The sequence below is a fragment of the Vineibacter terrae genome (assembly GCF_008039615.1).
In the GTDB taxonomy this organism is placed as follows: Bacteria; Pseudomonadota; Alphaproteobacteria; order Reyranellales; family Reyranellaceae; genus Vineibacter; species Vineibacter terrae.
The window spans coordinates 33,887-60,716 of record NZ_VDUZ01000051.1 but is presented as its reverse complement, the minus strand read 5'-3'; the positions used below and the strand labels follow the sequence as shown (position 1 = coordinate 60,716).

At 67.7% G+C, this 26,830-nt stretch carries 25 protein-coding genes and 2 pseudogenes; 8 read left to right on the top strand and 19 right to left on the bottom strand.

The features are described from left to right. Positions 1-213: 213 nt before the first annotated feature. Complete coding sequence (locus FHP25_RS32570) at positions 214-1,659, bottom strand: amidase (RefSeq protein WP_147851168.1); 1,446 nt, start codon at positions 1,657-1,659, stop codon at positions 214-216. Positions 1,660-1,725: 66 nt separating this feature from the next. On the opposite strand from FHP25_RS32570, the gene FHP25_RS32565 reads away from it, so the two are divergent. The 5 genes from FHP25_RS32565 to FHP25_RS32545 all read left to right on the top strand — a co-directional run bounded on the left by FHP25_RS32565 (position 1,726) and on the right by FHP25_RS32545 (position 8,026). Beyond that, positions 1,726-2,799 (top strand): LLM class flavin-dependent oxidoreductase, encoded by a 1,074-nt coding sequence (locus FHP25_RS32565; protein WP_147851167.1) that lies wholly within the window; start codon positions 1,726-1,728, stop codon positions 2,797-2,799. A gap of 252 nt (positions 2,800-3,051) precedes the next feature. Next, the gene (locus tag FHP25_RS32560) at positions 3,052-4,125 is read left to right on the top strand and encodes an ABC transporter substrate-binding protein (protein WP_178133956.1); all 1,074 of its coding nucleotides are present in this window, start codon (positions 3,052-3,054) and stop codon (positions 4,123-4,125) included. Positions 4,126-4,137: 12 nt separating this feature from the next. After that, positions 4,138-5,835 (top strand): ABC transporter permease, encoded by a 1,698-nt coding sequence (locus FHP25_RS32555; RefSeq protein ID WP_147851165.1) that lies wholly within the window; start codon positions 4,138-4,140, stop codon positions 5,833-5,835. Next, positions 5,832-6,926: an ABC transporter ATP-binding protein gene (locus tag FHP25_RS32550; protein ID WP_178133955.1), complete on the top strand. Its 1,095-nt coding sequence runs from the start codon at positions 5,832-5,834 to the stop codon at positions 6,924-6,926. Before FHP25_RS32555 ends, FHP25_RS32550 begins: the two co-directional genes overlap by 4 nt. A gap of 29 nt (positions 6,927-6,955) precedes the next feature. Beyond that, positions 6,956-8,026, top strand: coding sequence for an amidohydrolase family protein (locus FHP25_RS32545; protein WP_147851163.1), 1,071 nt, complete (start codon positions 6,956-6,958; stop codon positions 8,024-8,026). Positions 8,027-8,086: 60 nt separating this feature from the next. On the opposite strand, the gene FHP25_RS32540 is transcribed toward FHP25_RS32545, so the two are convergent. The 4 genes from FHP25_RS32540 to FHP25_RS32525 form a co-directional block, all read right to left on the bottom strand. Beyond that, a complete protein-coding gene (locus tag FHP25_RS32540; RefSeq protein ID WP_147851162.1) occupies positions 8,087-8,308 on the bottom strand; it encodes a hypothetical protein in 222 nt (73 codons plus the stop codon). Positions 8,309-8,399: 91 nt separating this feature from the next. Next, positions 8,400-9,938 (bottom strand): MFS transporter, encoded by a 1,539-nt coding sequence (locus FHP25_RS32535; protein ID WP_147851161.1) that lies wholly within the window; start codon positions 9,936-9,938, stop codon positions 8,400-8,402. After that, complete coding sequence (locus FHP25_RS32530) at positions 9,938-10,876, bottom strand: alpha/beta fold hydrolase (RefSeq protein ID WP_218578760.1); 939 nt, start codon at positions 10,874-10,876, stop codon at positions 9,938-9,940. Before FHP25_RS32530 ends, FHP25_RS32535 begins: the two co-directional genes overlap by 1 nt. Positions 10,877-10,953: 77 nt before the next feature. Next, positions 10,954-11,664: a TetR/AcrR family transcriptional regulator gene (locus FHP25_RS32525; protein WP_147851160.1), complete on the bottom strand. Its 711-nt coding sequence runs from the start codon at positions 11,662-11,664 to the stop codon at positions 10,954-10,956. 122 nt (positions 11,665-11,786) lie between these two features. On the opposite strand from FHP25_RS32525, the gene FHP25_RS42750 reads away from it, so the two are divergent. Beyond that, positions 11,787-12,032 carry a fumarylacetoacetate hydrolase family protein gene (locus FHP25_RS42750; RefSeq protein ID WP_408068561.1) on the top strand — a complete coding sequence of 82 codons (246 nt, stop codon included), beginning with the start codon at positions 11,787-11,789 and terminating at the stop codon, positions 12,030-12,032. Positions 12,033-12,148: 116 nt separating this feature from the next. Here the strand turns inward: FHP25_RS42750 and FHP25_RS41055 are convergent, their stop codons facing one another. The 3 genes and pseudogenes from FHP25_RS41055 to FHP25_RS42050 form a co-directional block, all read right to left on the bottom strand. Then, positions 12,149-12,985 carry a hypothetical protein gene (locus tag FHP25_RS41055; protein ID WP_178133954.1) on the bottom strand — a complete coding sequence of 279 codons (837 nt, stop codon included), beginning with the start codon at positions 12,983-12,985 and terminating at the stop codon, positions 12,149-12,151. 405 nt (positions 12,986-13,390) lie between these two features. Beyond that, entirely contained in the window at positions 13,391-13,657 is a 267-nt protein-coding gene (locus tag FHP25_RS32510) for a conjugal transfer protein TraD (RefSeq protein ID WP_147851158.1), read from the bottom strand. Position 13,658: 1 nt separating this feature from the next. Beyond that, positions 13,659-13,838, bottom strand: a pseudogene (locus tag FHP25_RS42050) (conjugal transfer protein TraD); the annotation flags it as partial. Here FHP25_RS42050 and FHP25_RS41050 point away from each other — a divergent pair. Continuing rightward, a complete protein-coding gene (locus FHP25_RS41050; RefSeq protein ID WP_178133953.1) occupies positions 13,764-14,399 on the top strand; it encodes a hypothetical protein in 636 nt (211 codons plus the stop codon). The pseudogene FHP25_RS42050 and the gene FHP25_RS41050 sit on opposite strands and share 75 nt — an antisense overlap. Here the strand turns inward: FHP25_RS41050 and FHP25_RS32495 are convergent. The 3 genes and pseudogenes from FHP25_RS32495 to FHP25_RS32485 form a co-directional block, all read right to left on the bottom strand. Continuing rightward, a pseudogene (locus FHP25_RS32495) lies at positions 14,396-14,553 on the bottom strand (transposase); the annotation flags it as partial. The gene FHP25_RS41050 and the pseudogene FHP25_RS32495 overlap by 4 nt on opposite strands. Positions 14,554-14,623: 70 nt before the next feature. After that, a complete protein-coding gene (gene argC, locus FHP25_RS32490) occupies positions 14,624-15,601 on the bottom strand; it encodes an N-acetyl-gamma-glutamyl-phosphate reductase (protein ID WP_147851156.1) in 978 nt (325 codons plus the stop codon). A 337-nt stretch (positions 15,602-15,938) separates the two neighbouring features. After that, entirely contained in the window at positions 15,939-16,916 is a 978-nt protein-coding gene (locus tag FHP25_RS32485) for an AraC family transcriptional regulator (RefSeq protein WP_147851155.1), read from the bottom strand. Between the two features lie 362 nt (positions 16,917-17,278). Between FHP25_RS32485 and FHP25_RS32480 the strand changes: the two genes are divergently transcribed. Continuing rightward, a complete protein-coding gene (locus tag FHP25_RS32480) occupies positions 17,279-18,367 on the top strand; it encodes a hypothetical protein (protein ID WP_147851154.1) in 1,089 nt (362 codons plus the stop codon). Between the two features lie 251 nt (positions 18,368-18,618). Here FHP25_RS32480 and FHP25_RS32475 read toward each other — a convergent pair whose 3' ends face one another. The 8 genes from FHP25_RS32475 to FHP25_RS32440 all read right to left on the bottom strand — a co-directional run bounded on the left by FHP25_RS32475 (position 18,619) and on the right by FHP25_RS32440 (position 26,310). Further along, complete coding sequence (locus tag FHP25_RS32475) at positions 18,619-19,740, bottom strand: CaiB/BaiF CoA transferase family protein (RefSeq protein ID WP_147851153.1); 1,122 nt, start codon at positions 19,738-19,740, stop codon at positions 18,619-18,621. A 357-nt stretch (positions 19,741-20,097) separates the two neighbouring features. Then, positions 20,098-21,264 (bottom strand): acyl-CoA dehydrogenase family protein, encoded by a 1,167-nt coding sequence (locus FHP25_RS32470; RefSeq protein ID WP_147851152.1) that lies wholly within the window; start codon positions 21,262-21,264, stop codon positions 20,098-20,100. A gap of 15 nt (positions 21,265-21,279) precedes the next feature. Further along, positions 21,280-21,615, bottom strand: a complete 336-nt coding sequence (locus tag FHP25_RS32465; RefSeq protein WP_147851151.1) for a DUF7508 domain-containing protein — start codon at positions 21,613-21,615, stop codon at positions 21,280-21,282. A 156-nt stretch (positions 21,616-21,771) separates the two neighbouring features. Continuing rightward, a complete protein-coding gene (locus tag FHP25_RS32460) occupies positions 21,772-22,536 on the bottom strand; it encodes an enoyl-CoA hydratase/isomerase family protein (protein ID WP_178133952.1) in 765 nt (254 codons plus the stop codon). 644 nt (positions 22,537-23,180) lie between these two features. Continuing rightward, positions 23,181-24,152, bottom strand: coding sequence for a Bug family tripartite tricarboxylate transporter substrate binding protein (locus tag FHP25_RS32455; RefSeq protein ID WP_147851149.1), 972 nt, complete (start codon positions 24,150-24,152; stop codon positions 23,181-23,183). A 204-nt stretch (positions 24,153-24,356) separates the two neighbouring features. Further along, the gene (msrP, locus tag FHP25_RS32450; protein WP_147851148.1) at positions 24,357-25,319 is read right to left on the bottom strand and encodes a protein-methionine-sulfoxide reductase catalytic subunit MsrP; all 963 of its coding nucleotides are present in this window, start codon (positions 25,317-25,319) and stop codon (positions 24,357-24,359) included. A gap of 72 nt (positions 25,320-25,391) precedes the next feature. Beyond that, on the bottom strand, positions 25,392-25,898 hold the full coding sequence (locus FHP25_RS32445) for an Mpo1 family 2-hydroxy fatty acid dioxygenase (protein ID WP_147851147.1): 507 nt from the start codon (positions 25,896-25,898) through the stop codon (positions 25,392-25,394). 178 nt (positions 25,899-26,076) lie between these two features. Beyond that, positions 26,077-26,310, bottom strand: a complete 234-nt coding sequence (locus tag FHP25_RS32440) for a hypothetical protein (RefSeq protein ID WP_147851146.1) — start codon at positions 26,308-26,310, stop codon at positions 26,077-26,079. Between the last annotated feature and the right edge of the window lie 520 nt (positions 26,311-26,830).

Below are 26,830 nucleotides of genomic sequence, written 5' to 3'. Positions count from 1 at the left end.
CACTCTGCCGGGGCACGGATCCTCGCTTGGTGCTCTGGGCACTGGATCAATGGGTGGCTCCCGGCAGGCGGCCCGACCCGGTCACTCTAGACCGGGCCTCTTGCGCTTCAACTGGTACAGGGATCTCTCGCGAATGGCGCACCGTGCGTCCTGCCGCGGGAGATCCCTCGCTGCGCTCGGGATGACGGGAGGGCCATGTGCGATTGCGGCGGCCTAGCCGGGCGGCACCGTGCCGGGACGGGGGTCGATCGGCAGCAGGCGATCGAGCCCGCTGATGTGCTCGAACATTGCCGCGGCATGCAGCGCGCTTGCTTCGCCGCGTGGCGGTGCAACGATCTGCAGGCCGACCGGGCGGGCGTACGAGTCGAAGCCGCACGGAACCGACACTGCCGGGCATGACGTGAGGGTGATGGCCGAGGTCAGCCCGCTGCCGGCGATGTAGTTGGTGAGCTTGACGCCGTCGATGACCTCGCGAGCGCGCAGATTGACGTCCCAGGCCGGCGTCGCCGCGCCGGGCGTGACCAGCAGATCGTAGGTTTCGAAGAACGCGGCAAAGCGGCGGAAGAGCGCGGCCCGCTCGCGATCGGCCCATGCCAGGCGGCTCGGCGTCTGTTGCAGGCCGCGTTCGGTGTTCCAGATGATGTCCGCCTTGAGCTGATCGCGGTGCGTGCCCAGCTGCAGCTCGCGGTCGACCACGAAATGCTGCGAGCGCAGCGCCAGGAAGACCTCGTCGACCGGTCCCAGATCGGGGAACGCTTCGTCGACGTGGCAACCCGCTTCCTCGAAGCGGCGCGCCTGCCGGCTGCAGATGTCGCGCGTCTCGCGGTCGATGGGCAGGGCACCGCCGAAATTTGCCGTGAACGCGATGCGCAGGCGCGCCGGCGGTCGTGCCACGGCGTCGCTGAACGACATCGCGGGGGCGTCGAATGTCAACGGGTCGAGGGGACAGAACCCGGCCATGGCATCGAGCGCCAGCGCCAGATCGGGCACGTTGCGCGCCATCGGCCCCTGCACCGACAGCGGCGAGAACAGGTTGTTGCTGGTGCCGCGCGTGACACGCCCCGGCGACGGCCGCAGCCCGACGACCGAGCACAGCGTCGCCGGCCCACGCAGCGAGCCGCCGTGGTCCGAGCCCTGCGCCAGCCAGACCTCGCCGGTGGCCAGCGCCACGGCGCCGCCGCCGGTCGATCCGCCGCAGGTCAGGGCCGTGTTCCAGGGATTGAGCGTGCGGCCGAACACGGCATTGAAGGTGTTGCCGCCGGCGCCGAACTCCGGCGTGTTCGACTTGGCGATCACGATTGCGCCCTTGCGCTCGATCCGCTCGACCAGCGGGTGCGAGCGTGCGGGAACATGGTTTTTGAAGATCGGCGAGCCGTAGGTCGTGCGCACGCCCGCGACATCGGTCAGATCCTTGATGGCGACCGGCAGGCCGGCCAGCCAGCCCGGCTCGTTCTCGGCCTCGCGGCCGTGGCCGGACATCAGGCGCCGGGCATGCGCGCGGGCCCGGTCGAGGCAGAGCGTCGGCAAGGCGTTGACCTGCGGCTCGACCGCGGCGATGCGGGCGGCAGCGGCCTCGATGAGATCGAGCGGCGAGATCTCGCGCCGCTTCAGCAGCGCGACCGCCGCGCGGGCGGTCAAGCGGGTCAGCTCTGTGGCCATGGCAGAACTCCTGGCTGTCGCAGCCGCTATCGTAGCCGCATCGCGTCGCGTCGACAGGGAGAATCCATGACACCGCTACCCAGGCTCGGCATCTCATTGAGCTTCCAGGTGCATCGCGCATTGGGCGAAAGCTGGGACAAGGCCTACCGTGAAGGCATCGAGATGGCGGCAGAGGCCGACCGTCTTGGTGTCCGGACGATCTGGGTCAGCGAGCATCATGGCGAGGCGGACGGCTATTGCCCGTCGCCGGTGGTCGCCGGCGCCGCGCTTGCCGTCGCAGCGCCCCGCTGCCGGATCGGCCAGAGCGTCGCGCTGGCACCGCTGCACGGTCATCCGCTGCGGCTGGCCGAGGATCTGGCCGTGCTCGACAACCTGTCCGGTGGCCGTGTCGAGATCGGCCTTGGGCAGGGCTATCGGCCGGCCGAGTTCGCGATGTTCGGCCTGCCGTATGCCCGCCGCACGCGCGCCTTCGAGGAGGCGCTCGACGTCCTGCAGCTCGCCTGGCGCGGCGAGCCGTTCGACTACGGCGGCCAAGTCTACACCGTGAGCGTCGGTGTCCTGCGCCCGCCGCCCGTGCGTCCGGGCACGCCGCCGCTATGGATCGGGGCGGCCGCGCCGGCGTCGCGGGCGCGGGCGGTGCGCTATCGTGCCGGCCTCATGATCGCGCCGCTCACCGAGCTTGAGCACACGGCGCGGCAGGTCGAGTCGTTCGACGAGGAGACGACGCGGCAGGGTGGAGCGCAGCTGCCGCATGCGCTCATCCGTGAGATCCTGGTCGGCGACTCGGTGGCGGATGCGATCGAGCGGCAGCGTCCCTATCTCGATCACGTCTATCGCGTGCAATATGCGCCGGAACGGACGGGTCAGACGTATCGCGATCCGCAGACCGGCGAGCGTCGGCCGCTCACCGCCGACCACCCGTACTACATGTCGGAAGCCTTCATGCAGGACCGCTGGTTCCTCGGGCCACCCGATGACGTTGCCGAGAAGATCGCCGTCTGGCAGCGGCGCCTGAAGCTCGACCATCTCATCTTCCAGCCGCGGCTGCCGGGCATGACGCTGCGCCAGGCCGTCGACAACCTCGAGCGCGTCGCCCGGGATGTGATGCCCCTCGTTCACGCCCGGCTGGGGACGGGCTAGGACGGTCGCATCTGACCTCGCTGTCATCCCGAGCGCCCCCTTCGACAGGCTCAGGAGAGGGATCTCCTGCGGCACGGCGCACGGTGCGCAATTCGCGGGAGATCCCTCGCTACGCTCGGGATGACGGTAGGGGCATATGCGATCGCTCTGTCTTCAAGGTGGGCCGGCCGATCGGCGATTGAAGGCCCGCACGGAAGCGACTACGCTTCGCGCCAATCCACGTTCCAACGACATGCATTTGGGGAAGACGCCATGAGAGTCGGCATCCTGGGAGTGCTGTTGGTTGCGTTTGGTTGCGCAAGCTGGTCGGCCGCGCAGGCGCAGGCTCGGCTGTGCGACAAGCCGCGTCAGATGGACGGGTTCAAGACGTGCGCCGACGTCGAGAAGGCCGAGGCGGAAGGCGAGGTGGTGCTCTACTCCACCGACCCCGAGCAGGGGCAGGTCAAGCTGCTGGCGGCTTTCCGGCAGCTCTTCCCGAAAATCAAGACGAGCTATGTCCGCCTGCAGGCCGGCGCGCTCTATGCCAAGCTGTTGTCGGAACGCCAGGCCAAGTCCTATCTCGTCGATGTGATGCAGATTTCCGACATGGGCATGGTGCTCGACTTCCAGCGCCGTGGCGGCTACCGCCAGTACGTGTCGCCCGAGATGGCGGCCTTCAAGAAGGAGTACAAGAGCGAGCCGGAAGGGTTCTGGACCTGGGGCGCCATCATCATGGCCGGCATCGCCTACAATCCCAACAACGTGCCGGCCGCGGAGGCCCCCAAGACCTGGGAAGACCTGCTGGACCCGAAATGGACCGATGCCGTCAACGTCAAGGTCTCCAACTCGGGCCTGCAGCACGGTGTCTGGTACACGCTGCGTCCGCTGCTGGGAGCGGACTACTTCAAGAAGTTCGCAGCCATCAAGCCGCGCGCCTTCGACTCCTATGTCCAGCAATACGGCAGGCTGATCGACGGCCAGGACAAGATCATCATGGGGGCCCAGTATTCGGGCTATATCGAGTTCAAGGCCAAGGGCGCGCCGCTGGCGTTCGTCTTTCCGCAGACCGGCGTGCCGACGGTGCCGCAGACCTGGGGCATCATCAAGGACGGCCCGCATCCCAACGCCGCCGAGCTGCTGATGGACTGGTTCCTCTCGCCGGTCGGCCAGAAGGCCTACGCCGATGCGCTGCTGCTGCACTCGCCGCGCGAGGACGTGCCGCCACCGGGCAACGGCCTGTCGCTCAAGGAGATGAAGCTGCTGGTCCCGGACGACTGGAACGCCTTCGAGAAGGACCGGCCGCAATTCGCCAAGGAGTGGGATCGCATCGTCGGCGCCCGGCGCTGAGACCGGCCGGCGATGTGGATCGGTGAGCTGCGCCGGCGCCTCAACGCGCAGGTGCTGGTGACGACGGCGATCCTGCTGGTCGTCGGCTTCCTGGTGCTGCTGCCGGTGCTGTTCCTGGTCGAGGAATCGTTCAACACTGGCGATCCGATGGCGTTTCCGGCCGAGACGCTCGGCCTGGACAACTATCTCGCCATCCTCGATGAGGATCTGCACATCCTCACCAACACGGTGATCATCGCCATCATGGCGACCGCCATGGCGATCGCCATAGGCTTCACGCTGGCCTGGATCCTGACCCGCACCAACGTGCCTGGCCGCGACAAGCTCGAGCGGCTGATGGAGCTGCCGTACTACATGACCCCGCTGGTGGGTGCGCTGGCGTGGAGCGTGCTGGCCGGCCCCAAGAGCGGCTTCTTCAATCAGCTCTGGCAATGGGCAGGCGGGCGCGGCGATCCGTTCAACATCTACTCGATGTTCGGCATCGCCTGGGTGATGGCGCTGTTCGAGGGCACGGTGGCGTTCGTGATGATCGCCGCTTCGATGAAGTCGATGGATCCGGCGCTCGAGGAGTCGGCACGCGTGATCGGTGCCAGCAAGCTGCGCACGACACTGACGGTGACGTTGCCCCTGGTCCTGCCGGGCGTGCTCGGCGCGACGCTGTTCGTGTTCGCCGAGATGCTGGGATCCTTCGCCGCCGCCCTGGTGATCGGCATCCCCGGCCGCATCTACGTGATCACCACCTCGATCTGGGAGGCCACGCTCAGCTATCCGCCGGACTATGGCCGGGCGGCGGCCATGGGCCTGTCGCTGTTCGCCGTCATGTTCGCCATGGTGAGTGTCTATCGCTGGATCGTGCAACGCGGCAGCTACGCCACGATCACGGGCAAGGCGTACCGGCCGCGGCCGATGGACATGGGGCGGCTGGCATGGCTGCTGTTCGGCGTCTGCGCCACCTACATCTTCCTGGCCGTCGTGCTGCCGCTGGCGGCCCTGATCCTGACCTCCCTGCAGCGCTTCGCCACCGTGCTGCTGGACCAGGCGCAGTTCACCCTGGCCAACTACGCCACCGCACTGTCGCTGGGGCCGGTGCGCACGGCGCTGTTCAACAGCCTGCTGCTGGGCCTGGGCGTGGCCTCGGTGGGCGTGCTGGTGATGGCCGTGCTGGTCTGGATCATCTACCGCTCGCAGCTCGTCGGGCGCGGCGCCGTCGAATACCTGGTGATGTTCCCGCAGGCGGTGCCGCGCATGGTGTTCGGACTCGCGCTGTTGTGGGCGTGGCTGAACATGCCGGTGCCGCTCTATGGCACGCTATGGCTGCTGGCGCTGGCCTACTTCACGGTGATGCTGCCGCTGGGCGTGCGCTCGCTCGCCGGTGTCGTGCTGCAGATCGACAAGAGCCTGGAGGAATGCGCCCGGGTCTGCGGCGCCGGCTGGGGCTATCAGATGCGCACGGTGACGCTGCCGCTGCTGAAGCCCGGCATCCTTGCCGCGTGGCTGCTGATCTTCATGGCCTGCGTGCGCGAGCTGGGCGCGTCGGTGTTCCTCATGGGACCGAACGCCAAGGTGATCGCGCCGTCGATCGTCAGCGCCTGGGCCAGCAGCGGCACGGAGCTCACGGCCGCGATGGCCCTGATCCAGACTTTCACGGTGGTCGTGGCGCTGGTCATCCTGTTCCGGCTCACGCGCGGCGTAACCCGGGAGCTGACGTGAACGCGAGCAGGAGCGACGCGCGCATCGAGGTGAGCGACCTCGTGGTGAGCTACGGCGAGGCGGTGGCGGTCAACGGCGTGAGCTTCACCGTCGGCCGCGGCGAGCACGTGACCTTGCTGGGACCGTCGGGCTGCGGCAAGACCACGACCCTGCGCGCCATCGCCGGGCTGGAGCAGCCCATGGCCGGCAGCATCCGCATCGATGGCCAGGCCATGTATGCGGCCGGCGAGCGGCGCAACGTGCCGACCGAGCAGCGCGGCGTCTCCATGGTGTTCCAGTCGTACGCCGTGTGGCCGCACATGAGCGTGTTCGACAACGTCGCCTACGGGCTGCGGGTGCGCAAGCAGAGCCGCGAGGAGATCGCGCGCGCGGTGGAGCGCGCGCTCGATCTGGTGCAGATGCGCCATCTCGGCGGGCGGCCGGCCTCGAAGCTTTCAGGCGGCCAGCAGCAGCGTGTGGCGCTGGCGCGCGCCATCGCCTTCTCGCCGACCGTGGTGCTGTTCGACGAGCCGCTATCCAATCTCGACGCCAAGCTGCGGGCCGAGATGCGGGTCGAGCTGCGCGAGCTGCAGCGGCGGCTGGACATCACGTCGGTCTACGTCACCCATGATCAGGAGGAGGCGCTGGCGATCTCCGACAGGGTGATCGTGATGAACCAGGGCGTGATCGAGCAGATCGGCTCGCCGGAGCAGATCTACAACAGCCCGCGCAGCCGCTTCGTGGCCGACTTCGTGGGCTCGGCCAACATCATCAAGGGCCGCCTGGATCCGGCGTCGTCGGACGGCGGCCTGCTTGCCTTCGAGGTCGAGGGCGGCCTCACGCTGCGCGTGAGCGCGCCGCATGCTGTGCGCGGCGACGAAACCGAGGTGGCGGTGCGCACCGCCTATATCGACATGCAGGCCCGCCCCGGCGACAATCATGTCAGGGGTACGGTGCGCCAGCGGATGTTCCACGGCGATTTCGTGCAGTACATTGTCGATTGTCCCTGCGGCAGCCTGATCGTGCGGCGGCCGCCCACCAATCTGCTGGATGAGGGGGCCGAGGCCACGTTGTCGTTCTCGCCCGAGCATTGCGTGCTGCTGGCCGCCTGAGCGCGGCGCGGCCGTCATGGGAGATCGCCATGCATGTCGGCACAGAGGCTGGCGGCGGCCAACCCGCCGGGATCGCGTTTGTCGGATGCAGCTTGCAGGCCGATGTCCCCGCGGCGCCGGCCGGGCGGCCATCGGCGCGCCGCCGGGCGGTGGTGGTCGGCGGCCGGCGGGTGAGGACGGTGGACATACATGCCCATTGCGCCGTGCCCGAGGCGATGGCGCTGATGGGCCTGCAGGTCGCGCCCCGGGCGCTGCTGATGTCCGACACCGCCAGCCGCCTGCAGGCGATGGACGAGCAGGGCATCGATGTCGAGGCGCTGAGCATCAATCCCTACTGGTACGGGGTCGATCACGACGTCGCCGCCCGCATCATCGCCATCCAGAACGAGAAGCTGGCCGAGATCTGCGCCGCCGAGCCCGACCGGTTCGTCGCCTTCGCCAGCGTGGCGCTGCAGCATCCGGCGCTTGCCGTCGAGCAGCTCGAAGCCGCCGTCAGGAAGCTGGGCCTGCGTGGCGTGGCGATCGGCGGCAGCGTCAACGGCGAAGAGCTGGCGGCGGAGAGGTTCCATCCCTTCTGGGCCAAGGCGGAGGCGCTGGGCGCGCTGGTCTTCATCCATCCGCAGGGCACCAGGGAGCTCGAGCCCAGCGGCCGGCTGAGGGGCAGCGGCCTGCTGGAGAACACCATCGGCAATCCGCTCGAGACCACCATCGCCCTGTCGCATCTGATCTTCGAGGGCACGCTGGACCGTTTTCCCGGCCTCAAGATCTGCGCCGCCCATGGCGGCGGCTACCTGCCGTCCTACGCCGCGCGCTCCGATGCGGTCTGCCGGACATTCCCCGACCGCTGCGGGCCGTTGCCCCGCAAGGCGCCCACTGAGTACCTGAAGCAGCTCTACTTCGATTCCATCGTCTTCACGCCCGAGGCCTTGCGGCACCTCATCGCCGAGACCGGGCCGGGGCAGGTGGTGATGGGCACCGACTACCCCTATCCCTGGACCAGCACGTCGGTGGACCACATCCTGGCGACGCCGGGGTTGAGCGACGCCGAACGCGCCGCGATCCTGGGTGGCACGGCGGCACGCCTGCTGGGGATAGCCTGAAAGAAGAAGGGCGCCGAAGCGCCCGTGGAGTTTTGCCGGAAATGATGGCTGCTGTGCGTCTCAGGCCGCCGCGTGCATGAGGTTGGCGCGCAAGCCGCGCGGCGGTGATGTTGCGTCAAGCTGCATGTAGGTGTAGCTGCCGATGCAGGCGCCACGCCGGCCATTGGCCGCCGCGAAAACCTCGACGCCCTCGCCGTCCTCCAGGATCACCAGAATGCCGGGACCGTACCACACGCCACGGTGTCGGGCCTCGTGGCCCGCCTCCACGTAAAAGGTCTTCAATCCATCCTCCGCCACACGTCAGAGTAGCGCGATCGGGGCAAACTGTACGGCTTTGCCTGGAACGTCAAAGGTCCAAGTACCCGTTTTGGGCTCAAAGCCCTTGACCGGGCACGGCGGATGGGCGGGGGTGCAGCGCCAGCATGGCGACGACCGCCGTTGCGATCATCACGGCGGCGCTGATGAGCGATGCCGTCTGCAGCGCGTGCGTGAAAGCGTCGCGCGCCGTTGCCAGCAGGTCGGCGCCGGCGGGGAGCGGCAGGCGGCTCGCCGCGGCGAGAGCGCCACCGAGCGTGGCGCGTGCGGTCTCCGTCACCTCTGGCGGGATGCCGCCGGTCGCGACGGCCTGGCTCATTGCGCTGCGATAGGCTGCGGTCGCGATGCTGCCGAGCAGAGCGATGCCCAGCGCACCACCCAGCTCCGTGCCGGTTTCGGAGATTGCCGACGCCGCGCCGGCCCGCTCCGCCGGCGCGGTGGCCACGATCATGTCGGTCGTCAGGATGTAGACCGGTGCCAGCCCGACGGCGAAGACGACCGACCCGGCCACGACCAGCGCCAGCCCCGGGCTGTGGCCGAGCCCGGCCAGCGCGCCGAAGCCGACAGCGGCGACCAGCAGGCCGCCGCCGACCACGGTGGCGGCGCTGAACCGGCGGGCCAGCCAGGGCGTCAGCATGGAGCCCAGGGTGTATCCGACCGACGAAGGCACCGACCACAAGCCGGCCTGGAGTGGCGTCAGGCCGATGACAAGCTGCAGGTATTGCGCCAGGAGGAAGGAGATTCCGAACATTGCGAGGAAGCCGGCCATGTTCGTCCCCAGCGCTGCGCTGAAGGCCGGTATCCGGAACAGGCGAAGGTCGATCAGCGGCTCGGGCAGGCGCGCCTGCCGGCGCACGAAGAGGATGCCGATCGATGCGCCGACGGCGATCGACAGGGCCGCGATCCAGTCGGGACCGTCTTCGGCGATGCGCTTGATCCCGTAGACCACGGCCAGCACGGCGGCCAGCGACAGCAGGGCGCTCGCGATGTCGTAGCGATGGTGGCCGGGATCGCTGAATTCCGGCAGCAGCCATGGCCCCAGCGCCAGCAGCAGCACCATCGGCGGCACGGCCACCAGAAGCACGGAGCCCCACCAGAAATGCTCCAGCAGCATGCCGCCGATCAGGGGGCCGAGCGCGCCTCCGACCGAGAAGCTGGTGGTCCAGATCCCGATCGCCAGTGTGCGCTGCGCCGGGTCATGGAACATGTTGCGGATCAGCGACAGGGTCGACGGCATCAGCGTCGCGCCGGCGATCCCGAGCACGGCGCGCGTGACGACCAGCATGTCGGCGCTGGTCGAGAAAGCCGCCAGCACCGAGGCCGCCCCGAACGCAGCCGCGCCGACCAGCAGCAGGCGGCGCCGGCCGATACGGTCGCCCAGCGTGCCCATGGTGATGAGGCACCCGGCGATCAGGAAGCCGTAGATGTCGACGATCCACAGCAGCTGGGCACTGCTGGGCTTGAGGTCGGCGCTGAGGTGCGGCACCGCGAGGTTCAGCACCGTGAGGTCCATGGAGACGAGCAGGCAGGGCAGCATCAGCACCGCAAGCCCGACCCAGTCCCGGCGCGATGCGCGTGCGGCTGTCGTCTGCGCCATCACTTCGCCGGCAGGGGAGAATCGAGGAACGGCGAGACGGTGGCCGCCAGCAGGGGCGACATGAAGACGTTGTAGTGCGTCTGCCCGGGCAGGATGGCGAGCCGTGCCTTCGACATCCCGGCGCCGTCCCAGCCGGCGTCCTTCTTGCCGCCGCCCAGCAGCTCGAAGAACGCCACGGCATGGCTGGAGAAGACGGCGTCGGCATCGCCATAGGCCAGCAGCGTCGGCGCCTTGATCGCCGTGACGTCCCTGGACCAGTCGTAATCCTGTCGCGCCATGTCGCCGATCTTGTCGAGCAGCATGCCGAAGCGTTCCGGCCGTGGCGCGACGGCGGCGTAGGCCTGGTACATCGGCGTCGGCTTCAACTGCTCGGCCGCGGCGCTGCTCAGCTGCTGCATGCTGGCCACGATCTCCGGGTACCAGCCGTCGCGCCGGAATGGTGCCGAGACGACCACCAGCCGGCGTATGATGTCGGGGTGCTGGATCGCCGTCCGCAGGGCCACGCCGCCGCCCATCGAATAGCCCATGATGTCGACCGCCGCGAAGCCCAGCTCCTTGACCAGGGCGGCGATGTCGTCGGCCATCAGCTCGTAGCGCAGCGGCCGGTCGATGTCGGCCGTGCGGCCATGGCCCTGCAGGTCCACGACGATCACCTGTCGCGTCCTGGCCAGCGCCGGCAGCAGCTCGCCGAACATGCTGCCCAGCCCCAGCCCGCCATGCAGCAGCACGAGCGGCTCGCCGGCGCCGTGGATCTCATAGTAGAGCTTGAGCTTGTTGACCTGAGCGTAGCCCGCTTTGCTGACGCTCGTCATGGCGCGCGCCTTCCAGCTCGGCGCTGCGCCGTCGGTGCCGGACTGCGCCAGGGACGGCAGCGCCAGGCTCGATGCAAGGGCGAGCCCGACCGCCACGGCGCGCGCCATTGCAAACCTTCTCGACATGTCGGATCTCCTGCGTTCGTCAGAAGGACGAACGGGGCGGCCAAGGTCCGACATAGGTTGGCGATTTTTCCGAAAGTTCAAGCCGGGATCGTGATGCTGCCGCGGCGCGCCGTGCCGTTGCCCGCGGCGGCCGCACGCGCGGCGGTGGTCGCCTTGCCTGTGGCCTCGCGCAGGGCGGCGTCGATCAGCGCGTCGAGCATCCAGCGTGCGATGTCCTCGACCTCGCGGTCGCCGGCGCCCCAGATGTCCTTGAGCACGACATAGGGCTCGATGCCGTAGACGATCGACAATGCCTTCACCAGCTGGTCGAAGCGACGCCGGCCCAGCAGCGGGCGCAGCGGCGCTGCCGCGCGGCGCAGCAGGTCCCGCCGGAAGCCGCGGCGGTAGCGCGGCTCCTCCAGCAGGCCCACGCGCTCCAGCGACTCGTGCTCAAGCGACAGCTGCAGGGCGGCGCGCATGTGCGGCTCGAATTCCTTGAAGCGCGGGAACGTCTGCCGGAACAGCTCGCGCAGGCGCTGCCGTCCGTCGCTGGCGCGCGGCTCGTAGCTGCGCACCGGCCCGAGGCTTTCGGCGACCACCGCGGCGATGACCGTGCTGCGGTTGGGAAAGTAGCGATAAGCGGTGGCGCGCGACACGCCGGCGCTGAGCGCGACCTCGGCCACGGACGGCGTGCGGCCGCGCCGGACCAGCTGCATCGCCGCCGCCAGCAGCCGGCGATGCGTGCGCGCGCGCGGGCCGTCATCGCCGGCGGGTGGCAACGTGAGCGTGCGGCGCGAGCGTGTCGGCATGGCGTTCCTTGACAGGGTCGGCACCGGGCCCTTGCTTTCCGGCAATCCGTGAGACGCGTGTCTCACCAAATAACAGCATGACGCGACCTTGGCCATCGCCAAGGCCTGGCACGGGTGGAAACGTGAAGATCGCCACCTACTGGTGGGCGGGGCGGCGGCACGTCGGGCAGCTGAGCGCCGATGGACGCAACGTGATTCCGCTTGCGCTTGGTGAGAGCGCCCACGCCGTGGGCGCGCTGGCGCTTGTCGAGGCGATGGCGCCGTCGGGTGTCGGCATCGGCTTCGATCCGCCGCGGTTCCTGCACCGCGGCGATCGCGTGCGCATCGAGATCGACGGCATCGGCACCCTCGTCAACCCGGTCCAGTAGGTGCAGGCATGGCCAACGTCCTGTTCACCAACGTCCGCATCCTCGACGGCTCGGGCAGCATGCCCTATGCCGGCGAGGTCCTGGTGCAAGGCAACCGCATCGCGCGGCTGGCGGGCTCATCGGCGCCCCGAGAAGCGGACCTTCGCGGCGACCAGCAGCGTGCCGAGGGTCGTCATGATGCCGGTGATCCCGAGCCAGGCCGGAAGTTCGCCAGGATAGTCGTTCACCTCAAGTGTGACGCCTGTAATGGCCGCAACGACCGCAGGGATCAGGATCGCCCAGAATAGGATTCGAGTCCGGCGGGGATAGGCGCGCGCGAGATCGCCGATGTCGCGCACACTGTCCACCGCCGCGGCATAATGGCGGATTGCCTTGTTTGCTTCGTTCCGCGCCCCGGGCGGGATCGGCAGGAGCAGCAGCCAGCGCGTCGTCCGCGGTGATCCATGGGCGCCGGCGAGCAGGCCGATAATGATCGCCACGCAGGGCGGATCAGTCAGCACCATCCCCGCCTGCTCCATCCCCACCCCGCGTCCGGGCGCGAGCGAGAAATAACGACCGTCGATCAGCGCACCCCGCGCCCCACAGATGATCTCGACCGTCTCGCCCTCGGCGACGGCGCGTGGAGCGAACAAAAGGCCCTTGAGCATCGGCACCCTGACTCCGGTCCCTTCGAGTCGGATGTTGCGAAAGCGTTGCCAGATCGCGGTCGGCACCCGCCAGCTTGCGATCACGTCGGTTCCGGCCTCAAGCTGCGCGGCCGCGCGCGCGGTCATTCCTCCGGTGACCACGAAATAGCCGGCGACGCCGAGGATCAGCAGGCCGACCACGCTGGCCACCATCGCGGGCGTGCCGTCATCCGGGCCGAGCACGCCCGAAAACGTTGCCCAGAGGAGGAAGATCGCGAGGCCGAACCCAACGACGGCAAGCACAAGTTTGCGTCGCGGATGGCGCATGCTCTCGTCTTCCCCTCTGGCGTCCGCACGATGTTGCACCGCGTCCCCAGCGAGGCACATCGACCTTTGTCGCGATTGCAGGAGTCGACAATGCAGGAAATACCGACCATCGACAAGCCGATCGGCGAGTTGCTGATGGCGATGCGAACACGCCCTCCAACGTTGCGTCCAAGTTGCTTTCGTGATCGGTGGGCAGGCTTTGATGGTCAACCTCGCCGACGGAGATGCCGCCGCATTCTGGCGGCGACGCGGCTTTGAGCCGCTCTGGGATGCCCCCTTGAACCTGCTTAGCGCTACTTTGACAGAATTGATTTTGGGTTGATTTGGAACCTGATTCGGCAATGGGGAACTGTAGCTGGCGGGCAGCGTTGCAATAGCTGAAATCTCCGCGCCGCCCGCTATCGGTCACGCCTGATCCTGCGGCGCCTGCGCGGTGTTGCCGATTTTTCGGGTGCGATCCGCTTCGAATGCTATCTGCCCGAGCTTTGTCCAGACGTCACGTGCGTGTTCGCGACCCTCGCTCTTAAGCTTTTCGGCTATCCAGATCATCGCGCCGTACATCATCGTCCGATCATCGCCGGTCAGGTCCACGACGCCCGCCTTGACGACGAGGCCGCCGAGCTCGATGAGGTGGCGGGTGCGGTTGCGGCGCTCGACCTGCCACGAGCGCATGTCATGCCGCGCCCGTGCCGCCTGATGCCGGTTGCGCGCCGCCCGGTTGCGTTTGAGCGCTGCCAGTGTCGCGTTCAGGCGCTGATGCAGATCGCCGCGACCGACCTTGAAAGAACGCGGCCCCGCGCTTGGCCCATGCCTCCCTCTTTCCGGCATCGGTCGTTTCCGCCAGCACGACAACCCCGAGCGCCGGCAGAGCGAGGACGCCACGCGCCGCGAGCTTGCCGACACGGCCAAAGCTATTGCCGAGATCGTGCGCGTCAGGGCGGCCATCACCCGCGCCCTGTCCACGCGCCTGACCGAATTGGAGACGAAACAGGACGGCCTCACCGCCCGCCTGTCGGACGTGCCGGACGACACGCCGGATATTCATCCGAACATCGCGGAAACCTATCGTCGCAGGATCGAGCGCCTGACCGCCGCGCTCGACCATCCCGACGACGCCATTGAAGCCGCCGACTCGCTGCGCGAGGTCATTGACCGCGTTGTCGTCACGCCCGGCAAGAGCCGGGGCGACTACACCATCACCCTGCAAGGCGAACTCGGCACTGTCCTCGACTGGATCGACCGAACCGGAAAACCCGGCTACAAGCCCAATCCCGACCTGCCAACGTCCCGTTTGTCGGTCTCGGTTAAAACTCGGCAGGTCCCGGCCGCGTCGCGGGCGCTGCTCGATATGATCCGCAGCAGCGGATCGCCGCCAGCGAGGCGGTCACTGCAGAGACCCTTTGCTGGGAACTAGGTCGTAGACTCGTAATTGCGGAGCCACAGACGCATTGAGGCGAGTTGGACCATAGCCAGGAAGTTGGCGGCGAGCTTGTCGTAGCGCGTGGCAACGCGATGGAAGTGCTTCAGCTGGAGAAGAAGCGCTCAATCAGATTGCGCTCGCGGTAGAGCCGCTTACGGCTCCCGACCCTTCGCGGTCCTACGAAGCGGATTGATTAGCTGCCTGGAAGCCCGCCTTCATCATGGCCAGACAGGTACGCCGTCGAGCCCCGCGGTTTCTGGCAGGCCGCAGATCAGGTTCGCATTCTGCACCGCCTGGCCGGCGGCGCCCTTGCCGAGATTGTCGACGACGCCCATCGCGATCACCACGTTGCGTTCCGGATCGGCCGCATAGCTGACAAACGCGAGGTTCGAGCCGGTCGCCCACTTGGTCTGCGGCGGCTTGTCGGTCACGCGGACGAACGCCCGTCCGGCGTAGAAGCGCCGGGCCGCTTCCAGGCACTGCTCCGTGGTGGCGCGGCCGCGGCAGTACATGGTGGCGAGCACGCCGCGGGTCATCGGCACCAAGTGTGGCGTGAACACCAGCCCGGCCGCGCTGCCGCCGCTCAGCCGCTCGATTGTCTTGGCCATCTCGGGCATGTGGACGTGTTTGAGCAGACCGTAGGGCACCAGGTTCTCGTTGCTCTCGGCGTAGCCGAACTTGCTATCGGCGCCGCCCCGGCCGGCACCGGAGATGCCGGTCTTGGCGTCGATCACGATGTTGCCAGGCTCGATCAGCTTGTTGGCCAGCAGCGGTGCCAGCGCGTTCAGCGTCGCCGCGGGGAAGCAGCCGGGGTTGGCAACGCGGATCTGACCCTCGATCTGGTCTGGCCAGACGTCGGCCAGGCCGTACGCCCAACCCTCGACGTAGCGGTGGTCGCCGCCGATGTCGACGATCTTCACGTTCTTGGGGATGCGCGCCAGCGCCTCGGCCGAGGCGCCCGTGGGCAGCGACGCGAACAGCACGTCGAGCTTGGGCAGGGTCGCAGGGTCCCACTTCTCGATCACCAGTTCGGCCAGCTTGGCCGGCACACCGGGGAAGCGGTCCACCAAACGGCTGCCGGCGCTGCCCTCGCCTGCGGCGTAGATGAGCTCGAAAGAAGGGTGGCTCGCGACCAGGCGCATCGCCTCGCCGCCGCCAAAGCCGCTGATCCCGACAATGCCGACACGAATGCTCATGGTGGTGTCCTTCTGGGTTCGGGCAAAAAGAAAAACCCCCGGAGCCGAGGGCTGCGGGGGTTCAGGAACGCGGGCCGGGGCCGTTCCGGCGGGTGGGACCTACGGTGAGGCAGTCACCACCCGGACGGACGCTGATCGACGCGCAGCCCGAAGAGCCGCCGCTTGGGTGCAGCGGCGTCGGCGTCGATCACAAAGGTTCTGGTTCCTGAGCATGTCCTTCGACACTGTCGCTACCCACATTGATCGTCAAGGGGGAATGTCTGCTGACCGCCCATCGCGGACGTTTCCGGTTTATGGGTTCACGACCTCGATGAGGCGCGCCGCGGCCCGGGATCTCTTACCGCCGCCGCAGTGTTTGCGATGGGCGCTCGCCGAACAGCGCGCGGTAGCCTGAAGCGAAGCGGCCCATGTGCTCGAAGCCCCAGCGGGCCGCGATGACGGTGAGGTGCTCGTCTGTGCCGGCGAGCAGCTCCCGGCGCACCCGTTCGTAGCGCGCCTTGCGCACATAGGCGAGCGGCGCCAGCCCGGTCGCCTGCCGGAAGTGGGCATAGAGCGTGCGTCCCGGCACGGCGGCGGCCGCCGCGAGCTGCTCGGCCGTGATCGGCAAATGCAGGTTGGCGTGAATATAGTCGATGGCGCGCCGCACGCTGCGCGGCGATATCGCGATGCGCCGGTGCAGCTGGTCGCTGTAGTTGTGCGACTGGCCGCAGACCAGCCCGGTCAGCAGCAGCTGCTCGAGCTGTGTCACCGCCAGCGGATTGGCCAGCAGGGCGTTGCTGTCATCGAGCTCCTCGACGGCGAGCATCACCCAGCGCTGCAGGCTGCGCCCGGCGCCGCGGGTGAGATCCAATGCCGGATCGAACCGCACCTTCTCGACAATCGCCTCATCCATCATCGCGTTGAGATGCCGGATGAGCGCGTCGCCGGCGAAGTACATCATCAGGCGCCGTGAGTTGGCCGCCGAACGGATCGTCTGGTCGCAAACCGGCGAGCCGATGACGCCTTGCATGTCGGCGCAGACGACCTCGGTCCGGCCCATCACCGAGACCGACCGGCCCGCCAGGGGGAACTGGACGCGGTAGTCGGTGCGCGCCGGCGTTGTCGTGGCGATCGCTTCGGTGCCATAGCTGACGTAGCAAAGGTGGATGCTGGGCAGGTCGGTCGCATTGATCTGCATGCCGCCATCGCCTTCACGGCGGCGCGGCAAGGTCAGGTTGAAGCCCTTGCTGGCCAGCAGATCGGCGACACCAGCGGCATCGCTGCAGCACAACTCTGGATGACGGTGCAGCGGGCTGCGGTCGACAGGCGCGTGCATCGGTTGCTCCGGCCTGGAATGCGGCAATTGCCGGCGAGCAGTGGATCAGCCGGATGCCCGCCCAATGTTCCGGCATCCGGACACCACGGCGTCACAGTACCAGAAAAATGTGAGTGATCCTATCAGAAAGCTGCGGACGGCGGATAGAGCCTGCCGGCATCGGATAGACGCTGGGATCACCACGTGTAGCCTCTGCGGTGCGCCCCGCACGCAGAGCGTGCCCGACCAATGTCGACGCGCCCGGCACCTGTCGTTTCTGCTTGCGCGCGGAAGGCGTGCTTCTGACGCGGAAAGCCACGGTGGTTCTCCTGTGAGCTCATCCCGCGATCGACCCTGCGGGTCACGCCTCTGGAGAGGGGGCCATGGCAACGATTGCACATTCGGTAGGCAAATGGGGCAAGAACCACCACGCCGACGTCATGCTCGTGCAGACGCTGCTCAACCTTCACATCGGAGGTGACATTCGGCTCCACAAATGGCTCAAGCCCTTCTCCTTCAGCGGGAGGATCAACGGCTCGAGCGACGCGGATCCGACGGTGACGGCCATCATCATCATTCAGCGCGAGATTCTGGGGATCACGAAGCCTGATGGGCGGGTCGATCCAGGTGGCAGGACACTCAAGTACCTTGAAGGCACGAGCGGCGCGTGGGGCCCGGGACGTCCCACACCGACGGCGAGCGCGCCTGTGATTGATCCGGCGCAACAGATCGTCAACGACTTTGCCGTCAAGACCGACGCCGGCGCATTCAAATGGCTGGACCGATCCACCATCGCGAGCGGGCTCCGGGCCCGGCTCAACAATCCCTATCTCATCAATCAAGGACAGTCAGGCTTGTGTCCCAGCGCCGCAGTGGTCTTTCAGATCGCGCGCACCAAGCCGGAGGCGTACGCCCAGGCCGTCACGGATCTCTTCGACACCGGCAAGGCGAAGATCGGGAAGTGGAGCCTGGCCCCTTGCCAGGACCTGAAGGACCACCGCGTTCCGGCCAGCATAGCGGAGGCTGACTGGATCATCATGGCGAGCATCCGGGACTCTGAAAACTGGTTCATCGACTACGAGAGCGAGACCGACCGCGGCGGCGCCTGGGGAAACGAGGTCGCTGCATGGATGAAGAAGGCCGGCTTCACGGACATCAAGGAGGATTGGAACTACTTCTTCAGCAAGGATGTGGGCAACCTCGTCATGGCCAGGCACTGGTGCGCGGCCAACTATCAGGTCGCCTTGCTGATCGATGCCGACATGATCGACGGAAAGCTGAAGACCCTCATAAGCAAGCCCAATCATTGGGTTGTCCTGGACTCGAAGAGCTTTGTGATCTTGAGCAAGCAAGATCCAGTTTCATTTCCAGTTTTCACTTGGGGGAAAAGGATCACGATTCCTCGAAATGGAACCCTGAATCTCGGTGATTTTCTGGATATGTACTACGGCTATATCGCATGCAAGTACTGAAGCGTGTCTCGGCGGGGAGCATCGGTGCTATCTCCTCGCCCCGCGGCAGCGGGGAGAGGAAGGGGCCCATGCCGAAAGCATGGGAAGGTGAGGGGTAGGAACGATCAAGCCATGCGGCAAAAATAGGGACTGACCGCTCGTACCCCTCACCTTCCCATCGCTTCGCGATGGGCCCCTCCCTCTCCCCGCTGCCGCAGGGCGAGGGGGAACGGTGTCATATGCGATCGCCCTGCGCCGGGACGCAGGCGGGATCACGCAGCGCCGTCGTGCTCGCCGATCCTGGGCGCGCGTGAATCGTCACCGGCGCGCTGGCCGTCGAACGAGACGGGCAGGCCGTGGAACAGGGCCGGCGAGTCGGCGAAGGGCTTGCTGAACATCGCCAGCGCCGCCACCTGCGCCAGCGCCATCACGTCTGGCACTGAATTGAGCGGGCCGTTGGGCACGCCGAGCTTGTCCAGCCGCGCGCTCCACGCGGCTCGCGCCTCGCGTTTCATGATGTCGCCGATCATGCCCAGCAGCGTCTCGCGGTGCTGCATGCGCACCGGGTTGGTGAGGAACCGCGGATCGTCGGGCCACTCGGGATGGCCCAGCGCCTCGGCGAACTTGCGCCACAGCCGGTCGTTGCCGGGGCACACCATCAGCGGCCCGTCGCTGCACTCGAACGCCTGGTAGGGCGTCAGCGACGGATGGCCGGTGCCCTGGCGCGGCGCCACCTTGCCGGTCGTGGTGTAGCCGGCGATGTGGTTGGAGGCCCACATCAGCCCGGTCTCGAACAGCGAGGTGTTGACGACGCAGCCCTGTCCGGTCTGCGCCTTGCGCCACAGCGCCGCCAGGATGCCGATCGCCGTCCACATGCCGGTGCTGAGGTCGATGATCGACACGCCGACGCGCGCCGGCGGCCCGCCGGGATCGCCGTTCAGCGAGATCAGGCCGGCGACGGCCTGGATGATCGGCTCGTAGCCCGGCCGCTGCGCCCACGGCCCGGCATGGCCGAAGGCGCCGAGATCGGCGTAGATCAGGTGCGGGAAGCGCTGCGCCAGCGTCGCGCCGTCGATGCCGAACTTGGCCGGCACGTCGGCCCGCAGATTGTGCACGAAGACGTCGGCCTGCCCGATGCGCTCGACCAGCGCCTTGCGCTGTGCCGGATCGGCGAGATCGACGGTGATGGACCGCTTGGCGCGGTTCAGCGCGATGAAGCCGGTGGAGTCGCCTTCGATGAACGGCGGTCCCCATTTGCGTGCGTCATCGCCTTCGGGCCGCTCGACCTTCACCACGTCGGCGCCCAGGAAGGCCAGGATCTGCCCGCAATAGGGCCCGGCCAGGTTCTGCCCGAACTCGACCGCCTTCACGCCGCTCAGAATGCCGGGGATCATGGTCACTTTTCCTTTGGTGCTTGGGGCGACAGGAAGACTTCACCACAGAGGCACAGAGAGCACAGAGGTCACAGAGAGGAAAGTGTCGCGCGCCGTCGGCGCGCAAAATCATTCTCTGTGATCCTCTGTGTTCTCTGTGCCTCTGTGGTGAACTCTTCCTGCGATGCGGTGGTCAGTTACGATTGAATAGATTCCCCCACAGTTGGGGGAGCGAGAAGGTCAATTCCTCCCCAACGAAGTTGGGGAGGTGCCCCGAAGGGGCGGAGGGGAGCCGACGTGGTCTCAGTAACGAACACCCCGTGGGCTCCCCCTCCGGCCTTCGGCCACCTCCCCCAACTGCGTTGGGGGAGAGAAAAGCTACCGCACGCTCGTGCCCAGGACCTCGCGCGCGATCAGCATGCGCTGCACCTCGCTGGGGCCTTCGCCGACGCGGCGGATGCGCATCTCGCGGTACCAGCGCTCCAGCGGCAGGTCCTTGGTCATGCCCATGCCGCCGTGGATCTGCATCGAGCGGTCGACCACGCGCCAGCCGCCTTCCGACGCGGTGAGCTTGGCGATCGCCGCCTCGGTGCGGAAGGGAACGCCGCGGCGCGCCTTCTCGGCGGCCTGCAGGGTGAACAGGCGCGCCGTGCGGATGTCGAGCTCGTTGTCGACCAGCATCCACTGGATCGCCTGGCGGTCCGACAGCCGGGCGCCGAAGGTCTCGCGCATCTTGGACCATTCGATCGCCATCTCGTGCGCGGCGATGGCGACGCCGATGCAGCCGGCGGCGTAGGGGATACGCTGGCGCGTGAGGCGGTCGTTGGCCACCGCGAAGCCCTTGTTGACCTCGCCCAGCACCTGATGGTCCGACACCCAGCAGTCCTTGAACTCCAGCTCCGTGGCGTAGCTCGACGAGCGCAGGGTGTGCACCACGCGCCGCACATGGAAGCCGGGCGTGTCGTGATCGACGATGAAGCAGGTGATGCCGCCGCGGCCCTTGCTGGCGTCGGTGCGCGCGAACACGATGCCGTATTGCGCCCGGTCGGCGCCGGAGATGAAGATCTTGCTGCCGTTGATCACCCAGCCATTGTCCTTGCGCTCGGCCCGGGTGCGGATGGCGCGCGCCGGGTCGCTGCCGCCGGACGGCTCGGTGAGCCCGAAGAACGCCTTCTTCTCGCCGCGCAGGGTGGGGAAGAGGTAGCGTTCCTTCTGGTCCTCGTTGGCCTCGAACAGCTGCGCCAGGCCGGCGCCGCCGAACGTGCCGTAGCAGGGCGCGTAGAGGCCGGCGCGGTGCTGCGCCATCTCGATCGCCAGCAAGGTGCGGGTCACGATGTCGATGTCGGGGCCGCCGAACTCGTGCGGGATGTCGATGCCGTAGAGCCCCATCGCCTTGGTCTTCTCGACCAGGCGCGCGTGGTCCTTGGGATCGAGCTCGGAGGCGTCGGGATCGAGCTTGGCCTCCAGCGGCAGGATCTCCTCGCGCACGAAGCGGCGCACATTGTCGATCAGCATCTGCTGTTCGTCGGAGGGGTCGAAATCCATGGTGTCCTCCGATCTTCAGCGCGGGCTCAGGCGGCCCAGCCGCGGCGGCGGGTTGGCGGCGTTGTCGCGCGGCAGGCTGCCGGTGTCGGCCTGGTGCAGCATCAGCAGCTCCTGGTAGCGGGTCATGTACTGCATGTTGATCTCGACCCGGAACCTGTGTCCGGCCGGTCGTGCCGCGAGCTCGTCCTCGAGCGCGCTGCGCAGCCCGAACCGCGAGCGGCCGCCGGCGTAGTTGATATGCACGACAGCGCCGTCGGCGTCGGCGATCTGGTAGACGCCGAGCTGCCCCGGCAGGCGCGCCACGGCCTCGGCCGTCAACGGGGTCCACGGTTTGTCAGGACGCAGCTGCATGGGGTTTCCTGTGGGATAAAACCCTCCCCCAGCTTCGCTGGGGGAGGTGGCCGAAGGCCGGAGGGGGAGCCCACGTGGTTTTCGTTACTGAGACCACGTCGCCTCCCCTCCGGCCCTTCGGGCCACCTCCCCACTGCGTGGGGAGGAGACAATGGTTCACCGCCCCTTGAACGCGGCGGTGCGCTTCTCCAGGCGGGCCTTCATGCCCTCCTGCGCGTCCTGGCTCTGCATCGCGGCGCGCACCAGCGCGTCGACGTCGTCATGCCCGATGCCGTCGCGGAACTGCAGCTGGCGCACGGTCAGCCCCTTCATGGCACGCAGCGACAGCGGCGCGTTGGCAGCCAGCCGGTCGACGACCTTCTGCGCCGCCGCCTCGAGCTCGGCGGCCGGCACGCAGCGCGCGATCAGCCCCAGCGCGTGCAGGCGGGGCGCCGGCAGCGGATCGCCCAGCAGCAGCATCTCGCGCGTCGTCACGGGACCCAGCACTTCCATCAGCTTCTTGGCCAGGAACCAGTTGGGCGCCAGCCCGACCTGGGCCAGGGACATGCCGAAGCGCGCCTCTGCGCTGGCGACCACCAGGTCACAGTGCAGCGCCAGCTCGTTGCCGCCGGCGATGGCGTCGCCCTGCACGACGGCAACCACCGGCAGCGGGTTGGTCTCGATCGCATGCAGCATGGCCTCGATGCCGCTGGCCTCGCCGCTGCCGATGGTCTCGCGGCGCTCGGACATGTCGAGGCCGGCGCAGAACACGCGGCCCTTGGCGCGGATGACGATGACGCGGTCGTCGGCGGCGACCGGTGCCGTGAACGCCGCCTTCAGGTCGCCCAGCAGCTCGCTGTCGAGCGCGTTGCGCTTGTCCGGCCGGTTCAGCCACACGGTCGTGACCGGGCCGCTCTTCTCGATGATGACCTTGCCGCTCACCGGCGTCCTCCGAGCTTCATGGTGAGCCTGTCGAACCATGAAGCTTGACGCACCGCGGATCGTGCGGAGCCTTCATGGTTCGACAGGCTCACCATGAAGGCACACCCCATACCAAGCGTCGAGCCGGCTTCGCGCAACGCCGACATGAAGAGACGCGGCTGCTTGCGCTCGTCTGGTTTCGTACCGGTTGAAGGATGATCGCCGCGGACATATATTGGTTGAGATCAGTAGGCATACCCGCCGCCGGGGTTGACGGGCGCTACGCTGCCCAGCAGTCAAAGGGCAAGCCGCCGCCGGGCTTCATACGGGCGCGTGCCGCCATCGCTTCGACGGTGACGGCAGGAACGCCGGTCGCTGACGTCAAGCGACGCCCCATCCACCACCATCGCGTGGCGCCCATGAGAATGCGTGATGTCACGAGCCTGACCCGTGTCCCCGCCGCGAGGCCTTTGTGCTGCCGCGGCGAGCCGTGCGCATCCCGGCGCTTGCCGCGGATTCAGGGTGTTTCTGGCACTTTCGAATTAACCGCGCCGCCACGCCAAGGCATTGAAACGGCGAGCAAAAGGAGATGTTGGTATTTTTGGCGCACAACATCGAACCGATTGTTGACAATCGGTTCGGCGTTGCGCCGCAGCTGTCCGCCGCTACTCCGGCTGAATGCCGGCGGCCTGGACCATCTTGCGCCAGTGCTCGAGCTCGCGCTGGGTGAAGGCGGCGAATTCTTCGGGCGACATCAGCACCACGTCGGCGGCCCCGGCCGTCATCAGGTCGCGTGTCGCGGCGTCGGCGGCGATCTCGCGCAGCTTGGCGTTGATCGCGGCGATCACCGGCGCGGGCGTCTTGGCCGGCGCATAGATCGCCTGCCACCAGGTGAGCTCGTAGTCGGCCACGCCGGCCTCGATCATGGTCGGCAGGTCGGGCGCGGCCTTGCTGCGCTGGCGGCTGGTCACCGCCAGTGGCCGCACCTTGCCGGCCCGCATCTGCGGCAGCGCATTCTGCGGGTCGGAGAACATCAGCTGCACGCGCCCGCCGATCAGGTCCTGCATGGCGGGCGGGCTGCTCTTGTAGGGCACATGCACGATGTCGACGCCGGTCAGCTGCCTGTAGAGCTCGGCCGACATGCGCTGCGAGGAGCTGCCCTCGCCGAAGTTCAGCTTGCCCGGATTGGCCTTGGCGTAGGCCGTCAGCTCCGCGATCGACTTCACCGGCAGGTCGGGATGCACCAGCACGATGTTGGGCCCGACCACCACGGTGGTGACCGGCGCGAAATCCTTGACCGGGTCGTAGCTGAGATTCTTGATCAGCCACGGGTTGGCGGCGTGCGTGGTGTTGGTGGCCACCAGCAGGGTGTGGCCGTCGGGCGCGGCGCGGGCGGCGTCGCCGGCCGCCAGCATGCCGCCGGCGCCGGGCTTGTTGTCGACCATCACCGGCTGGTTCCACGCTTCCTGCAGCTTGGCGGCAAGCGCACGGGCCAGGATGTCAGTGGCGCTGCCGGCCGCGAACGGCACCACCAGGCGCATCGGCTTGCTCGGCGCCCACGCCGCCTGCGCGCGCAGCGATGTGGGCAGGGCAGGCACGGCAAGGCTGCCGAGCAAAGCGGCGCGGCGTGTGATCATGATGCAACGTCTCCCCTTCGTTCATTTCCTCTCCCGCGAGCGGGAGAGGAAGGGGCCCGTTGCGCGAAGCGCAATGGGAAGGTGAGGGCCCAAGGACGTGGTCCTGCACGTGAAGCCCTGACCTCGGCATATCGGCCGATGGCCGATATGCCTGTCCGCGCGCGGCGCGCGCGTCGACCTCTCCCGCATGCGGGAGAGGTGATACTACATGAACAGCTTCTCGCCTTTCATGTCCTTGTAGAGGTCGGCGACGAATTCGCCGTAGCCGTTGTAGAGCAGGGTGGGGATGCGCTCGTCGGAGCCCAGCAGCTTTTCCGTCGCCTGGCTCCAGCGCGGATGCGGCACCTGCGGGTTGATGTTGGCCCAGAAACCGTATTCGTCGGCGATCAGCTTCTCCCAGAACGAGACCGGCCGCTTGTCGGAGAAGGTGAAGCTCACGATCGACTTCACGTGCTTGAAGCCGTACTTCCACGGCGCCGCCAGCCGCAGCGGCGCGCCGTTCTGGGGCACGATCGGCTTGCCGTACAGCCCGGTGGCGATGAACGCCAGCTCGTTGGTCGCCTCGGCCATGGTGAGGCCGTCGGTGTAGGGCCAGGGATAGTAGAACTCGCGCTGCCCGGGGAACACCGACGGGTTCGACAGGGTCTGCATCACCAGGTACTTGGCGCCCGCCTTGGGCTGCGCCAGGTCGACCAGCGCCTTGAGCGGGAAGCCGCTGTAGGGCACCGCCATCGACCAGGCCTCGACGCAGCGGTGGCGGTAGAGCCGTTCCTCGAGCGGCATCTTGGCCAGCAGGTCGTCGAAGCCGAGCTCCATCGGCTTGTCGACCAGCCCGTCGATCTTCACCATCCAGGGCCGCAGCTTCATGCGCTTCTGGGCGTCGCGCCAGATCGTCTTGTGCGAGCCGAACTCGTAGAAATTGTTGTAGGTGGTGGCCAGCTTCTCCGCCGTCACGGGCCGGTCGAGCGTGTATTTCGGGCTCCGGGCCACGGGGTACAGCTTGGCCGACGGGTCGGCTTCCTGGCCGAACGCGGCTGCCAGCGGCAATGCGGCGCCGATGGCGCCAAGGCCCATGCCCTGCAGCACGGTGCGACGGTTCATGTAAAGCGCTTCCGGCGTCGCGGCGCTCTCCGGCAGCTCCCAGCCGCGTTTGCGCTTGATCAGCATGGCCCAAAACCTCGTCTTGCCTGGCGGCGTTCCCGCTGCTCCTACCTGCGGGGGAAACGTGCTCTCTTCAACTCACCTCGGCGTGACGGCCGTGTGCGTCATGGCGGCCTGCAGGTCGCGGCGCCAGCCCAGCACGACCATGGCCTCGGCGACCAGGAACATCGGTCCTATGAAGGCCTGGAACAGGTTGTCGAGCAGCGCCGGGCGGCGCCCCTCGTAGTGGTGGCCGAGGAATTGCAGTATCCAGCCGCCGACGAACAGCGCCCCGGAGGCGATCCACGTCCCGGCCGGCCCCAGCGCCGCCGCCAGTCCTTCCGCCGCCAGCCACAATACCGCCATGACGATGGCCATGGCCAGGCCGACACCAAGGTCGAGCGCCATCCAGCCCAGCACCGCCAGCGCACCCACCAGGAGCGCGCCGGTAATCACCATGCCGCCGGCCGGGATGTGCCACAGCGCCAGCACCAGCAGCAGGGAGAACACGATGGTGGGGATGCCGATGAAATGCGTCAGCTTGTTGCGCGGGTCGCGATGGACCGCGGCATAGCTCGCCAGCTGGCGCACGAAGAACGAACCCATGCCCCACGGTAGCGCGTTCGGGGGGACCCCGCCATACCTCCCCTTCTTTCCTTCCCCACGCGTAGCGTGGGGAAGGTGGCCGAAGGCCGGATGGGGAGCCGACGTGGTCTTGTTGCGGAGACCACGATGGCTCCCCTCCGCCCCTTCGGGGCACCTCCCCAACTTCGTTGGGGAGGACTCATGCCGCCGTGCCGGTCAGTGTCTGGATCCGGGGCCAGACCTGCTCCTTCCAGCCGCTGTTGCCGGTGGCGGTGAGCAGGATCTTCTGGTCCTGGGCGATGATGAACCGCGGCGTGACATTGCCGCGCTGCGCCCCTTCATCACTCATCAGGAACTCGGTGAGGATCCACATCGCCTCCTGGGGCCAGGACTCCTCCTTGAGGATCAGCGACCCGTTGGCCGGGTGGACCACGACGTAGTCGAGCTTCTTGAACGCCTCAGAGGCCTTGAACGCCGGTTCGGACTGGGCACGCCAGATCTTGCAACCGCCTCAAAGCTCGTGGCCGACAAAGACGACGGTGATCCTGGATGCCTGGGCCCGGGCCAGGGCCGGCGCCATGGCCAACCCCAGGCCGCCGGCCATGAGCGAACGTCTGCGCAGCATGCGACCTCCTCACGCGATGCACGATCTCACCCCGCTGATGTCGCACAGGCAGCCGCGGATCAGAAGTCACGCGCGCGCGATTTTGCTGCACTATTTCCTCTTCGCGGACAGCCCTGCCGCGTGCGGGTAGGGCTATCGCACATGGGTCATCGCGTCGGCCTTTTGATTACCTTCCCCCGCTCGCGGGGGAAGGTGGCGCGAAGCGCCGGATGGGGGATGCTTCAACGCAAATGGTACATCCCATCGAGCCCCCGCGCCGTTGCGGCACCCCCCATCCGCCCTTCGGGCACCTTCCCCCGCAAGCGGGGGAAGGTAGTCGAAAGCCCAG

Coding starts and splice junctions, on each gene's coding strand:
- FHP25_RS32570 (WP_147851168.1), bottom strand. CDS start 1,659: ATGGCCACAGAGCTGACCCGCTTGACCGCCCGCGCGGCGGTCGCGCTG.
- FHP25_RS32565 (WP_147851167.1), top strand. CDS start 1,726: ATGACACCGCTACCCAGGCTCGGCATCTCATTGAGCTTCCAGGTGCAT.
- FHP25_RS32560 (WP_178133956.1), top strand. CDS start 3,052: ATGAGAGTCGGCATCCTGGGAGTGCTGTTGGTTGCGTTTGGTTGCGCA.
- FHP25_RS32555 (WP_147851165.1), top strand. CDS start 4,138: ATGTGGATCGGTGAGCTGCGCCGGCGCCTCAACGCGCAGGTGCTGGTG.
- FHP25_RS32545 (WP_147851163.1), top strand. CDS start 6,956: ATGCATGTCGGCACAGAGGCTGGCGGCGGCCAACCCGCCGGGATCGCG.
- FHP25_RS32535 (WP_147851161.1), bottom strand. CDS start 9,938: ATGGCGCAGACGACAGCCGCACGCGCATCGCGCCGGGACTGGGTCGGG.
- FHP25_RS32530 (WP_218578760.1), bottom strand. CDS start 10,876: ATGTCGAGAAGGTTTGCAATGGCGCGCGCCGTGGCGGTCGGGCTCGCC.
- FHP25_RS32525 (WP_147851160.1), bottom strand. CDS start 11,664: ATGCCGACACGCTCGCGCCGCACGCTCACGTTGCCACCCGCCGGCGAT.
- FHP25_RS41055 (WP_178133954.1), bottom strand. CDS start 12,985: ATGCGCCATCCGCGACGCAAACTTGTGCTTGCCGTCGTTGGGTTCGGC.
- FHP25_RS32510 (WP_147851158.1), bottom strand. CDS start 13,657: ATGCGCTCGTGGCAGGTCGAGCGCCGCAACCGCACCCGCCACCTCATC.
- argC (WP_147851156.1), bottom strand. CDS start 15,601: ATGAGCATTCGTGTCGGCATTGTCGGGATCAGCGGCTTTGGCGGCGGC.
- FHP25_RS32485 (WP_147851155.1), bottom strand. CDS start 16,916: ATGCACGCGCCTGTCGACCGCAGCCCGCTGCACCGTCATCCAGAGTTG.
- FHP25_RS32480 (WP_147851154.1), top strand. CDS start 17,279: ATGGCAACGATTGCACATTCGGTAGGCAAATGGGGCAAGAACCACCAC.
- FHP25_RS32475 (WP_147851153.1), bottom strand. CDS start 19,740: ATGATCCCCGGCATTCTGAGCGGCGTGAAGGCGGTCGAGTTCGGGCAG.
- FHP25_RS32470 (WP_147851152.1), bottom strand. CDS start 21,264: ATGGATTTCGACCCCTCCGACGAACAGCAGATGCTGATCGACAATGTG.
- FHP25_RS32465 (WP_147851151.1), bottom strand. CDS start 21,615: ATGCAGCTGCGTCCTGACAAACCGTGGACCCCGTTGACGGCCGAGGCC.
- FHP25_RS32455 (WP_147851149.1), bottom strand. CDS start 24,152: ATGATCACACGCCGCGCCGCTTTGCTCGGCAGCCTTGCCGTGCCTGCC.
- msrP (WP_147851148.1), bottom strand. CDS start 25,319: ATGCTGATCAAGCGCAAACGCGGCTGGGAGCTGCCGGAGAGCGCCGCG.
- FHP25_RS32445 (WP_147851147.1), bottom strand. CDS start 25,898: ATGGGTTCGTTCTTCGTGCGCCAGCTGGCGAGCTATGCCGCGGTCCAT.